Source organism: Nocardia sp. NPDC049737 (assembly GCF_040674755.1).
In the GTDB taxonomy this organism is placed as follows: Bacteria; Actinomycetota; Actinomycetes; order Mycobacteriales; family Mycobacteriaceae; genus Nocardia.
Genome location: NZ_JBFANH010000019.1, coordinates 127523 through 139780, shown reverse-complemented (window position 1 = coordinate 139780; position 12258 = coordinate 127523). Strand labels below are relative to the sequence as shown.

At 64.9% G+C, this 12258-nt stretch carries 13 protein-coding genes; 8 read left to right on the top strand and 5 right to left on the bottom strand.

Translation table 11 applies throughout. The features are described 5' to 3' along the window. Positions 1-50 precede the first annotated feature (50 nt). Entirely contained in the window at positions 51-899 is an 849-nt protein-coding gene (locus tag AB0J47_RS25090) for an NAD-dependent protein deacetylase (protein ID WP_364350538.1), read from the top strand. 5 nt (positions 900-904) lie between these two features. On the opposite strand, the gene AB0J47_RS25085 is transcribed toward AB0J47_RS25090, so the two are convergent. Next, the gene (locus AB0J47_RS25085) at positions 905-1216 is read right to left on the bottom strand and encodes a pyrimidine/purine nucleoside phosphorylase (RefSeq protein WP_364350535.1); all 312 of its coding nucleotides are present in this window, start codon (positions 1214-1216) and stop codon (positions 905-907) included. Positions 1217-1315: 99 nt separating this feature from the next. On the opposite strand from AB0J47_RS25085, the gene AB0J47_RS25080 reads away from it, so the two are divergent. The 3 genes from AB0J47_RS25080 (at position 1316) to AB0J47_RS25070 (ending at position 3584) form a co-directional block, all read left to right on the top strand. Then, the gene (locus tag AB0J47_RS25080; RefSeq protein WP_364350532.1) at positions 1316-2155 is read left to right on the top strand and encodes a DUF72 domain-containing protein; all 840 of its coding nucleotides are present in this window, start codon (positions 1316-1318) and stop codon (positions 2153-2155) included. A gap of 89 nt (positions 2156-2244) precedes the next feature. Next, entirely contained in the window at positions 2245-3087 is an 843-nt protein-coding gene (locus AB0J47_RS25075; protein ID WP_364350529.1) for an alpha/beta hydrolase, read from the top strand. Between the two features lie 38 nt (positions 3088-3125). After that, positions 3126-3584, top strand: coding sequence for an SRPBCC family protein (locus AB0J47_RS25070; RefSeq protein ID WP_364350526.1), 459 nt, complete (start codon positions 3126-3128; stop codon positions 3582-3584). Here AB0J47_RS25070 and AB0J47_RS25065 read toward each other — a convergent pair whose 3' ends face one another. Genes AB0J47_RS25065 through AB0J47_RS25050 form a run of 4 tightly spaced genes read right to left on the bottom strand, consistent with a single transcriptional unit; the run spans position 3585 to position 6407 of the window. Beyond that, complete coding sequence (locus AB0J47_RS25065) at positions 3585-4211, bottom strand: MBL fold metallo-hydrolase (protein ID WP_364350523.1); 627 nt, start codon at positions 4209-4211, stop codon at positions 3585-3587. Then, complete coding sequence (locus AB0J47_RS25060; RefSeq protein ID WP_364350520.1) at positions 4208-5293, bottom strand: S-(hydroxymethyl)mycothiol dehydrogenase; 1086 nt, start codon at positions 5291-5293, stop codon at positions 4208-4210. The genes AB0J47_RS25065 and AB0J47_RS25060 overlap by 4 nt, the downstream gene beginning before the upstream one ends. An 8-nt stretch (positions 5294-5301) precedes the next feature. Continuing rightward, positions 5302-5559 carry a hypothetical protein gene (locus AB0J47_RS25055; RefSeq protein ID WP_364350517.1) on the bottom strand — a complete coding sequence of 86 codons (258 nt, stop codon included), beginning with the start codon at positions 5557-5559 and terminating at the stop codon, positions 5302-5304. Positions 5560-5570: 11 nt separating this feature from the next. Continuing rightward, positions 5571-6407 carry an alpha/beta hydrolase family protein gene (locus tag AB0J47_RS25050; RefSeq protein ID WP_364350514.1) on the bottom strand — a complete coding sequence of 279 codons (837 nt, stop codon included), beginning with the start codon at positions 6405-6407 and terminating at the stop codon, positions 5571-5573. 344 nt (positions 6408-6751) lie between these two features. On the opposite strand from AB0J47_RS25050, the gene AB0J47_RS25045 reads away from it, so the two are divergent. From AB0J47_RS25045 to AB0J47_RS25030, 4 genes are all read left to right on the top strand, one after another. Then, the gene (locus AB0J47_RS25045) at positions 6752-8047 is read left to right on the top strand and encodes an MFS transporter (RefSeq protein ID WP_364350511.1); all 1296 of its coding nucleotides are present in this window, start codon (positions 6752-6754) and stop codon (positions 8045-8047) included. Between the two features lie 68 nt (positions 8048-8115). Beyond that, positions 8116-8517, top strand: a complete 402-nt coding sequence (locus tag AB0J47_RS25040) for a nuclear transport factor 2 family protein (RefSeq protein ID WP_364350508.1) — start codon at positions 8116-8118, stop codon at positions 8515-8517. A 540-nt stretch (positions 8518-9057) separates the two neighbouring features. Continuing rightward, positions 9058-10632: a hypothetical protein gene (locus AB0J47_RS25035; RefSeq protein ID WP_364350505.1), complete on the top strand. Its 1575-nt coding sequence runs from the start codon at positions 9058-9060 to the stop codon at positions 10630-10632. Between the two features lie 197 nt (positions 10633-10829). Then, positions 10830-12131 (top strand): glycosyltransferase 87 family protein, encoded by a 1302-nt coding sequence (locus AB0J47_RS25030; protein ID WP_364350502.1) that lies wholly within the window; start codon positions 10830-10832, stop codon positions 12129-12131. The last annotated feature ends 127 nt before the right edge of the window (positions 12132-12258 follow it).

The window sequence follows — 12258 nt, the reverse complement described above, 5'->3', positions numbered from 1 at the left end:
CGTCGCCGCCCGGGGTTACCGATCGGGCGGCGACGCTTACTCTGAATTCCATGTCCGCTGATTCCGACGCATCCGCTGTCGAGCGCTTGTCCGGGCTGCTGGCGGGGCGGCGGGTCGCGGTGCTGACGGGGGCAGGGGTGTCCACCGACAGTGGGATTCCGGATTATCGGGGGCCGGGGTCGCCGGTGCGGACACCGATGACATATCAGCAGTTCGTGGGGGATACGGCATTTCGACAGCGGTACTGGGCGCGCAATCACATCGGGTGGCGGGCCATGGACGGGTCACGGCCGAATGCGGCGCATCGAGCGTTGGCACGGTTGGAGCGGGCCGGCATCGTCACCGGGTTGATTACGCAGAATGTCGATCTGCTGCATACGAAGGCGGGGCATCGCCAGGTCATCGATCTACACGGAACGTATGCGCGGGTGCGCTGCCTCGGCTGCGCCGCTTTGATTTCGCGGATGACCCTGGCCGAGCGGTTGGAGGCGGCCAATCCGGGTTTCGCCGCATCGGCGACAGCCACCGGGGTGGAGGTCGCGCCCGATGCGGACGCTGTGGTCGCAGATACCGTGAATTTCCGGATGGTGGACTGCGCGCGCTGCGGCGGCATGCTCAAACCGGACATCGTGTACTTCGGGGAGAACGTCCCCAAGGAGCGCGTCGCCGCCGCATTCGAAATGGTCGAGGCGGCCGACGCGCTGTTGGTTGCGGGATCGTCGTTGACGGTGATGTCCGGGCTGCGGTTCGTCCGATATGCGGCGAAACAGGGCAAGCCGGTCGTCATCGTGAATCGCGGCCGGACCCGAGGTGATGAACTCGCCGCGCTCACCGTCGGTGCCGGGTGCGCGGATGTGTTGACCGCGCTGGCAGATTCCCTGGGTGCGGTCCCCGTCTGAGCGGCTCAGCCGAAGTGGCAGACGTAGTGCACCGCCGAAAGCACCTCGATCTCGAATGAGCTGTTGCCCGGCACCGAGAACGATTCGCCGCCGCGGTAGGTCACGGCTTCGGTTTCACCAGCAAGGGTGACGTTGCACTCGCCCTGGATCAGCTCCATGATCTCCGGCTCGACCGTGTTGAACGTCAGAGTGGACGGCAGGATGACGCCGACCGACTTCGCGGTGCCATCGGCCAGCTCGATGCTGTGGCTGATGCACTTGCCGTCGAAGTACACATTGGCCTTCTTGGCCACACTGACGTTCTCGAACCGCGTCATGATCTCTTTCCCGAGGTGCTGGAGGTGCAGCCGTCAGCGTACGTGAACCCGCCTCGACCGCCCGGATGGGTGGCCGGTGGGTGCGTTAGCGTCGCTGTCATGCGGCTTCACGTGGGATGTGCGATGTGGACGCACGCGGCATGGCAGGAATATCAACCGGTTGCGGCCGAGCGGTTGCGGCATTACGCCTCGTGGTGCACTGCGGTGGAAGGCAATACGACGTTCTATGCGACGCCGACGCGCAACACTGTGGAGTCGTGGGCGAAGCAGACCGATCCCGACTTCCGATTCGTCATCAAACTGCCCAAGCCGATTACGCACGAGCGCAGGCTGCAGGGTGTGGAGGTCGAACTGCGCACTTTCCTGGATGCGATGCAGCCGCTCGGTCCGCGCATCCACGCACTGTGGGTGCAGTTGCCGGGCTCATTCGGACCGACCGATCTCGGGACGCTGGCCGGATTCCTGCGCACGTTGCCCGACTCGTACCGATCCGCCGTCGAGGTCCGTCATCCCGCGTTCTTCGAAAATGACAGCGCCGCAAGGCAATTGGAGCAGCTGCTCGCGCGCATAGGTGCCGAATGGGTGCCCTTCGACACCACTTTGCTTTTCGAAGGACCCGCCGAAAGCGCCGCGGAGGCCGAGGCGCGGGCGAAGAAACCGCGGGTGCCGCGCCGTACGCAAGCGCTCACCGAATTCCCGATCGTCCGCTATCACGGCCGCGATTCGGCCGAGCGCACGATTGCCGGCTGGCAGCCGTGGCTCGAGATCGTCGTCGCATGGCTGCATGAGGGCCGCTCACCAACGGTTTTCATCCACACCCCGGACAACGCCTCCTCCTTGCATCTCGCCCGCCGCTTCCACGACGAGGTGCGCGCCCGCCTGCCCGAACTCGAGCCGCTGCCCGACCCCATTCCGACCGAGCCGATGACCTTATTCTGAAATATCTCGAATAAATAACAATCCCGAATGTGCGCTCGGCTAGAATGGAGGTGTTGCCGCATTAGTGCCGAGCACGATGGAGGAAACCGATGAGCCACGCCACCGCGCAGTCCACATCCTTCACCCTGCACGGCGGGGCGGGCACACTGGCCGCCTGGGAATCCGTGCCGCCGCACGACGTCGAGATGCGTGGCACGGTCCTATTGGTCCCCGGCTTCGCCGGCTCCAAAGAGGACTTCGAGGCCATGCTGCCGATTCTGTCCGCAGCCGGATTCCGTTGTGTCGCTTACGATCAGCGCGGGCAGTGGCGGTCCGACGGTCCCGATGACGTATCCGAATACACGATGGCCGGTTTCGCCGACGATCTGATCATCGTCGCCGACCAGATCTCGAATGACACACCGATTCACCTGGTGGGCCAGGGGTTCGGCGGCTATGTCGCCCGTGCCGCACTTGCCGCGCATCCGGACCGCTTCCGCAGCCTCACCCTGCTCGCCTCCGATCCGTCCTCGGCCTCCGGTATCAACTTCGCGCCACCACAATTGGTCGCCCGACTCATCGAAAGCGGTGGCCAGCAAGCGCTGTGGGAGCAGATGAGTAGGGCAGTGGCGGCGCTGGTTCCGCCCGCCGAACTCGAATTCCTGCGCAACCGCATCTTCACCACCAAGAAGGCGAATTTGGTCGGCATCATGCGGGTCATGGAGGGCCCGGCCGACTGTACCGCCGCGCTGCGCGCCACCGGCCTGCCGATTCTCGTCGCCTATGGCAACTCCGGTGATCTGTGGCCGCCGAGCGTGCACGAACGCTATGCCGAGGAATTGGGTGCGCGTACCGCGGTTTACGACGGTGTCGGCCACCTGCCGAATGAGGAGCGCTCGGCCCGCGTCTGCGCCGACCTGGTCGCCTTCTGGACCGATATCGATCCGCACTGAGCGGACCTGTCTGAGAAGGCGCCTGCTAGCGTGCAGGCATGCACGATAGCGTGACGGTTCGAATGGCAGCACCCGCAGACAAGATCTGGGGGTTGGTCAGCGATATCACGAATACCGGGAAGTTCTCACCGGAGACCTTCGACACCGAATGGCTCGGTGGGGCAACGGCTCCCGCCGTCGGCGTCAAGTTCCGCGGGCACGTCAACCGCAATGGCTGGGGGCTGAAGTATTGGACCGTCTGCCGGATCGTCGCGTGCGAGCCCGGACGTGAGTTCGCATTCACCGTGCTCGGACCGCGCGGGACGGCGGTCAATACCTGGCGCTACCGGTTCACGGCCGTGGAGGGGGGCACCGACGTGACCGAATCGTTCCAGTTGAACGAAAACAACCTCCCGCTGCGCCTCTACTGGCGGGTGGCCGGGCGCGCCCGCGGCAAGACGAACCGGGACGGCATGCGTCAAACCCTCGAGCGCATCAAGGCATACGTCGAGCAGTAATCAGTGCCCGCGGGCTATCCAGTCGGCGAGTGCGGGTTTTTCGGTGCCGATGGTGGTGCCGTCGCCGTGGCCGGTGTGGACCGTGGTTTCCTCCGGGAGGGTCAGCAGGCGGTCTCGGATGGATTCGATGATGGTGCCGAAGTCGGAGAACGAGCGGCCGGTGGCGCCGGGGCCGCCGTTGAACAGGGTGTCGCCCGTGAACAGGGCGGTGGCCTCGGGCAGGTAGAGCGAGACCGAGCCGGGGGAGTGACCGGGTGTGTGCAGGACCTCGATATCGGTGCCCGCCACGGTGATTCGCTGAATATCGGCCAGTGATTGGTAGTCGACGTATGGGTGGGTCATCCGCCAGAGCGGATCGTCGCCGGGGTGGAGCAGGATCTGGGCGTCGAGGCGTTTCGCGAGTTCCGGTGCGACGGTGACGTGGTCGTTGTGACCGTGGGTGCAGACGACCGCGCCGACATTGCGGTTGTCGACGGCTTCGATGATCGCGTCGGCATCATGGGCCGCGTCGACGATGAGCACCTCGGTATCGTCGCCGATCAGCCACACATTGTTGTCGACATCCCAGGTGCCGCCGTCGAGTGAGAAGGTGCCGGAGGTGACGACGCGATCGATGCGCAGGCTCACCAGACCACCACCGAACGCAGCACCTCACCGGCATGCATTGCGGAGAAGGCCTTTTCGACCTGGTCCAGGGCGATGCGCTCGGTGACGAAGCGCTCCAATGGCAATCGGCCCTGCAGGTACAGATCGACCAGCATCGGGAAATCGCGTTCGGGCAGACTGTCGCCGTACCAGGAGGATTTCAGCGCGCCGCCATGGGAGAACAGGTCGATCAGCGGCATATCGATGGTCATATCCGGGGTCGGGACGCCGACCAGCACGACGGTGCCCGCAAGATCGCGTCCGTAGAAGGCCTGCTTCCAAGTCTCCGGGCGTCCGACCGCGTCGATGACTACATCCGCGCCGAAACCGTCGGTGTATTGCTGGATCTGCTCGACGACGTCGGTCTCGGTCGCATCGATTGTGTGGGTCGCACCGAATTCCGTTGCCCAGCTGAGCTTCTGGGGATCACGGTCGATCGCGATAATGGTCCGCGCACCTGCCAGTCGCGCACCGGCGATGGCGGCATCGCCGACACCGCCGCAGCCGATGACCGCGACCGTATCGCCGCGCGACACATTGCCGGTATTCATTGCGGCGCCGAGACCGGCCATGACGCCGCAGCCGAGCAGTCCGGCGACGGCCGGGTCGGCAGCCGGGTCGACTTTCGTGCACTGACCCTCGTGCACCAGCGTCTTATCCGCGAATGCGCCGATGCCGAGGGCCGGGCTGAGTTCGGTGCCGTCGGCGAGGGTCATCTTCTTGCTCGCATTGTGGCTGGCGAAGCAGTACCACGGGCGGCCACGCTTACACGCCCGACATTCACCGCACACCGCGCGCCAGTTCAGAATGACGAAATCGCCCGCGACAACATGGGTTACCGCATCCCCGACGGTCTCCACGATGCCCGCCGCCTCATGCCCGAGCAGGAACGGGAACTCGTCGTTGATACCGCCCTCGCGATAGTGCAGATCGGTATGGCACACCCCACAGGACTGGATGCGCACCACGACATCGTGCGGCCCGGGATCCGGGATCACGATATCGACGAGCTCGACCGGTGCGCCCTTACTACGGGCAACCACGCCACGCACGGTTTCGGACACAAATCCTCCTAGATGTCGCCGAGTGCCCCATAAGTATCGCCGTTGTCGATTGCCGAGGTATAAGAGATCGTCGGGCAGTATGCGAAAAGGTTTTGTGCTGCGTGAGCGAGCGTCAGAGCTCGGAAGTCTCGCCGGCCGAGTGTGCGGACCCCGTCGGTTTCGTAGTCGGCCGCCAAGGCGACGATGACGGCGTCGGCGAGGTCGAGACGCAAGGACGGGTACAGCCTGCCGACAGCGTTCGCCTGGTCGAGTACGTCGGGCGTCACACTCAGGGGGTTCAGGCGCCGAGTCCATTAGCGAGAACCGGCCAGGAATCCTTCAGTGCGTGTTCCCAGTAACCCCATGAGTGGGTGCCGGTGGGTTCGAGGTCGTAGGTGGCGGGAATACCGAGCTGATTCAGCCTGGTCCGCATGTTGCGGGTGCACCAAGCGGTCGACCCTTCGATCGCACCGCCCATCGTCACCTGCAGGGGCAACCCACCCTCTGCCCAGCTCTGGGTATGCGGATCGGTGGGATTGTCGTACGGCCCGGGCAGTCCACTCCCCGCCGAGAGGTACAAATTCAGCCCGCGCAGGGCTTCGGCATTGACATACGGATCGTTTGCTGCCCACATCGGATCCTGCGGCGGTCCATACATATTCACCGGATCACCGCCGCCCTTGCGCACCGACAGCGCGACGAACGCCTGCCCGACCGGATCACTGATCTGCGCGCACCCGCTGAATGCGCCGACGGATCGGTACAACCCGGGATTCGAAATCGCCAGTGACAGCACCGAGGTGCCCGAAGTGGAGATCCCCGCAATGGCATTGCGCCCATTGGTGCCCAACGCAGCGTCGATCAACGGCGGCAATTCCCGAGTCAGATACGTCTGCCACTTGTTGACCCCCAACACAGGGTCCGCCACTCGCCAATCGGCGTAATAGCTGTAGGCCCCACCGAGCGGTTGCACCACATTGACGTTCTTATCCCCGAAAAACCCCATGACATCGGTCTTCGTACCCCATGTCGCGCCATCCTCCCCACCATCGACCCCGGCCAGCAGATACAACGTCGGCCGTGGCGCCCCGGTATCCGCAGGCCGCTGCACCTGCACCGAAAACTCCCGTCCCATCGCCCCCGAATACACCGTCAACGTGAGATGCCGATCATCCCGAACCCGGATGTTGGTAATCCTCGACCCATCCCCGGTCACCACCGATCCCGGTGTCGCGTACGAACGAGGTCCTGCCAGAACGGATCCGAGCACAATGGCGGCGACAACCGAGGCCAATCGAAGACCACCAACACCCATCGACTACCAACCTCTCCCGGCTCGGCCTTTCCCGATGTCACGCCTGTCTGCGACAGTAGCCGGGCGGCCGGTAGGTCGACTGCCGGGTCCGCCCGTCGCGGCACATTCGTATCGCCGGGCCTGGGAAGTTGACTCCAGGGTGGACGCGGGTCGAGAGTTCGCGAATGGATGGAACGCCCGAGGTGTCCCGCGCGACGTTGCGCAAGGTCACGATTCGACTGGTGCCCTTTCTCGGGCTGCTGTATTTCATCAACTACCTGGACCGGGTCAATATCGGATTCGCCGGGCCCAGCGGTATGAAAACGGATCTCGGTCTGACCGAGACGGCCTTCGGTTTCGCCTCCGGCATCTTCTTCATCGGCTATCTCGTACTCGAGGTGCCGAGCAATCTGGCGCTGCACCGGTTCGGCGCCCGCCGCTGGATCGCCAGAATCATGGTGAGTTGGGGTGTGGTCGCCACCGTCATGGCATTCGTGCCCAACGAAACCTGGCTCTATATCCTGCGATTCACCCTCGGCGTGGTGGAGGCCGGATTCTTTCCCGGCATCCTGCTGTATCTCACCTACTGGTTTCCGCAGACCCAGCGCGCGAAGATCGTCGCATTGTTCATGACGGCGGTGCCGATTTCGACCGCCTTGGGCTCGACGGTATCGAGCCTGATCATCCAGTACGGCGACGGCGTCTTCGGCCTCAGCGGCTGGCGATTCATGTTCCTGGTCGAGGGCGTGCCCGCGATCGTGCTGGCGGTGGTCACCTGGTTCTTCCTCACCGACCGTCCCACACAGGCCAAGTGGCTGTCCGAGACCGAAAGAGATTGGCTGACCCGCGAACTCGACAAAGAGCAGGCCGCGCGGGTCGAACACTGGACGGTGCGCAAGGCGCTCACCCATCCCCGCGTACTCGGCCTCGCCTTCATCTACGGCGGCATCGTCTACGGCCTGTACGCGCTCGGATTCTTCCTGCCCACCATCATCAACGGCTTCCAACAGCAGTACGGCACCCACTATTCGGTGGTGCAGCGCGGGCTCATCAATGCGGTGCCCTACGTGATCGGCGCCGTCGTGATGGTGCTGTGGAGCAGGCACGGCGACCGAACCGGAGAGCGGGCCTGGCATGTCGCACTACCCGCGTTGGTGGGTGGGCTCGCCATCCCGGCGGCGCTGTATCTGGGCAACCCGTTCGCCGCCATGGTCGCGGTCACCGTCTGCGCCGTCGGAGTGCTCGCCGCGCTGCCCACCTTCTGGGCGCTGCCGAGCAGCTTCCTCTCCGGTGCGGCCGCGGCGGGCGGTATCGCCCTGATCAACTCCATCGGCAATGTCAGCGGATTCGTCGCACCGTATGTCACGGGTGCGCTGAAGGACCTCACCGGTACCCAGCGAGCCGGACTGTGGGTCGTCGGCCTCGCCATGATCGGCTCGGCCGCGGGCGTTCTCGCATTGCGATCCCGCATCCGCGACTGACGAGTTGTGCCACGGATCACCGTCTGCCGCCGCTGGTCGATATGGAACGATCCCTCTAATATGAGGATATGAGCAACCGAGACGTAGTCGAAAAGTTCTATAAAGCAACGCAATCGGGGGATCCCGCAGGCATCCTCGATGCGCTGCATCCGCGCTTCCAGGGGTGGGTGGCCCCGGGGATGCCCAGCGTGACCGTCACGCAGGCACAAAGCCCTGAGGCGGCGCTCGCAGGTATTTGGCAGCCGGTGTTCCGCGAATACGAGATCGCGCCCTTCGCCGAGGAATGGTTCGACGCACACCCGGACACCGTGATTGTCACCGGCCACTACCGCGGCACCGCGCGCGCCACCGGCAAGCATGTGGCCGCCGAATTCGCCCACATCTGGCATATCGCCGACGAAAAGCTCCTCGTACTGCACCAATACACCGACACCTGGCACTGGCACGAGGCGCTGTCGGACGCGGCCTGAACCAATTCCGACGACGGCCGTCCAGGGGATGGCTGCATGTCAACGGATCTCGCCGCATTCGTTCGCGGCCTGCCCAAGGCCGATTGCATCTGCATCTGGAGGGCCGCTGGAGTCGGGGTTGAAGTTCCGACTGGCGCAACGCAGAGGGCATCGAACTGCCCTCTACGTCGCGGCGCATCGCCCGAGCGGATCCGAAATCGCCTGACCTATCGACCAGTTGGCGACGACACGCCCGAATGTGTCGACACCCCTTGGGGAAACCGACTGGTTGGCTGTTTTGCTGGCGGCGAGCAGTCGTGCCGCAGCTAGTCCGGGCCGGTGAACCGTACGTTCATTGCGCCGCGAGCGGCGTTCGCGACTGCCGAATCGTCGTTAAATCGAAACTTCGCATGCGTGTGTCGCGCGCGGCGCGCCGGAGGACAACCCACCGGCGGCAAATTGACAGTTTCGCTGGCAACGGTGAATCGACTATGAATGTCTGGTGCCGTTCCCACGCGTGATCACTTGTCTGCCGTCGAATCTCTCCCGCGGGGAGTCGAATTGACCATCGAGCATCATCCCGTCGAGGACGAGGTCGGACAGCTCGCGAGAAGGGTCGAGCGGGCCCGGGGTCGACTGGCCTACCAGTTCGATCCCGCGCTTACCGAGGCGCTCTCCGAGGACGAACTGGTCGCCGAGCGTGAGCTAGCGGAGAAGATTCGCGGCGAGGATCGCGCACAGCGATGGAAACAGGTTCAGGCCGCGGCCTCCGCGGCCGACCGCGCCAGGCAGACCACGGAAGCGATCGAGAAGGCCGACATCAGAGATCTATTGGTAGCCCGCAAGGCAATTGCGGCACAGCGGCGAGAGTCCAGCCCGCATGCCAAATTGGCGTCGCTGTACCGGCACCGGGGATGGTCACTGCGCGCGCTGGCGGGCGTGGTGGCGGCGGGCATGCTGTGGTCCGCGGTCAATGTGCAGCACAACATCGCGCCGGGCGGACCGGGCGATCCGCTGTACTGGTTCAGCTACCTCATCGAGGCGATGATCAGCGTCTGCTTGATCATCATCATGGTCGGCACCAATAAGGTCGCCGAATGGGGCGTGATCGACAACCGCCGACAGGTCGCCGCGGCCGAAATCGCCCTGCTGTCACTGACTGTCACCCTCAACACCTACCCCTACCTGCGCGACGGGGAATGGTACGAGACCGGTGTGCACGCGGTCGCGCCGGTGATGATCGGTGTCGCCCTGCTCATTCACGACGCGGCCAGCGCACGCTACGGCCTGGCCATCTACCGGGCCACCGAGCAGGTCCGCGAGTTGCCCGATCCGGCCGAACAACTCAAGCAGACGATGCCATCGATCGCGTCCTATCGCGCGAATACCCAGGCGGCCCTGGTGGCGCCGGGTGCGGAGAAGGAGTCCGCGGAACACGGGGTGCTGACGGCCGCCGAAAGTGCCGAACAGGACGCCGAACTGGCAGCCGACGAGATCGTGGAGGCCGAAGCGGTGGAGGTCGAGGAGTCGACCGACAGGGAAAGCGCTGCCGCGCAAGAGGGCTCGGACGCACCCGAGAAGCGTCCCGCGCCGACCAACGGTCAGGCGCCGGACAATGCGGAGCCTCAGCAGCGGCCCGCTCCGGCGAAGACCGAGAACCGCGCCGCTGTCGTCAAGGAGCCGACCGCGCCGGTGGCCGCGAAGCCGGTGGTCCCGAAGAACAACCCCTTCGCACCGCCCGAGCCGGAACCGATCGCCGAGACCAAGCCCGTCGCGAAGGCCGAGAGCCCAGCGCAGCCCGCCAAGGCGCCCGCGCGCAAGGCCGCCCCGGTGAGCCAGGACAAGCCCGCCGCGGAGAGCAAGCCGTCGGTCGTGTCGGCACTGCGCAGGGGCAACGGGTCGAGCGCGGCCACGGCGCGCAAGCCCAGTTCGCTCGAGGGCCGCAAGGACAGCAGGACGACCGAGAACTCGCGCGGCAAGGGCAACGCCCCCGCCGAGCCGGATTCGCACCTGCAGGTGGTTCGCACGCCCGATATCCACGACACCGGGCAGTTCCGCATCGCCGAGATGCTCGAACAAGAACTTGCCGAACTACAGGCGGAGCGCAGGCGGGCCAGGGCCAGCCGGCAACGATGACCCCGCCGCTTGCTTGCCCCGGCACTTCGGGGCATGATGCAGGCGCGGGTCATTAGGTACGGTAAAAACTGGCTATCGCCGTAGTGCAGCAGGTGCGGGACGAAGGGATGGATCGGTCGTCGTGATGAGGTCTTATCACCCAACAGGATCCTGTACCTCGAATCCTGCGACGGTGTTGCCTCGGTCGTAGCGGATCGGTGCGAGACACCCGGAAGCTGGAGTTTCCGCGTACGGGACCAGCGATATACCTGCTCGCCGGGAGCGCCCTGCTGTCGGTGATCCTGCTCTTCACCACCATCGATCCCTTCCTGGACAAGGGCGGGTTCCTGGTCGGCGGCTTGGACGTGCACATCTATCGGGACGGTGCGTGGCGCATCGTGCACGATATTCCGCTGTACACCGAGCCGACCATGCGCGGCCTGCTGTACACCTACACGCCGTTCTCCACCATCGCGTTCGTGCCGATCTACATGGTGCCGTGGGGGTACGTCACGAACACCTGGCTCGCGGTCAACCTCTCGGTACTCATCGCCTGTGTGCTGCTCAGCTGGCGGCTGCTGGGCTATCGGATCACGACTCGGCTGGTAGTGGTCAGCGTGCTGATCGCGGCGACCTGCGTATTCATCGAGCCGGTCCGACAGACGCTCTACTTCGGCCAGATCAACCTGGTGCTCATGCTGCTGGTGCTGTTGGACGCGCTGCGCGAGGACCGAAGCAAACTGCGTGGCCTCGGCGTCGGACTCGCGGCGGGTATCAAACTCACCCCGATCTACTTCGTCGCCTACTTCGCCGTCCTGCGGCAGTGGCGCGCGGCGCTTACCGCATTCGTCACCTTCCTCGCCTCGATCGCCTTCGCCTGGGTCATCCTGCCCACCGATTCCCGGCAGTACTGGACCTCGACGTTCTTCCAATCCAACCGGATCGCGGCCGACAACCACCCGTCCAACCAGTCCATCCGCGGTGTCATCGCGCACCTGCTCGGCGGTCCCGCGCCGGTGTGGTTGTGGTTGCTCATCGCGATCTCGGTCGCGATCGCCAGCCTGACCGTCACGACGGCGCTGTATCAGCGTGGTGAGCGGCTGCTGTCGATCACCCTGGCCGGTCTCACGGCGTGTGCGGTGTCGCCGTTCTCCTGGGGCCACCACTGGGTGTGGTTCGTGCCGCTGTTCGTCTTCCTCGTGCATAAAGGGCTGGACAACTGGCGCTGGTGGGTGGCGGCGGCGGTGCTGTTCACCGTGACCGCCGCGTGGACGTACCACTGGAGCAAGACCTGGGTGTCGATCGGAGTGTTCCTGCTGCCGCCGTGGTGGCCGATCACCAAGGTCTTGATCAACGGCTACGTCATCGAATTCCTCATCGTCCTGATCGCGGCGTGGATACACCTGCGCAGGGACGGTTGGTCGGCGCTCAGCGAGCACTCGGCCGAGCGTTCGATCCGGTTCCCACTCCCGCGCCGTCGCAACTCGGACTCCCCTTCGTGCCCAACGCCTTCCCCCTGACCAATCCCGGAAGCCGGTAGCGCGGGCCAGGTTTCCGGAGTGCCGGCGCTGGATGGAGATCGGGCCGCGGCATGGGAACCGCGCCGGAAACTCGTTTGCTGTGGCCGAAATCAGGCAGGCGTTCAGT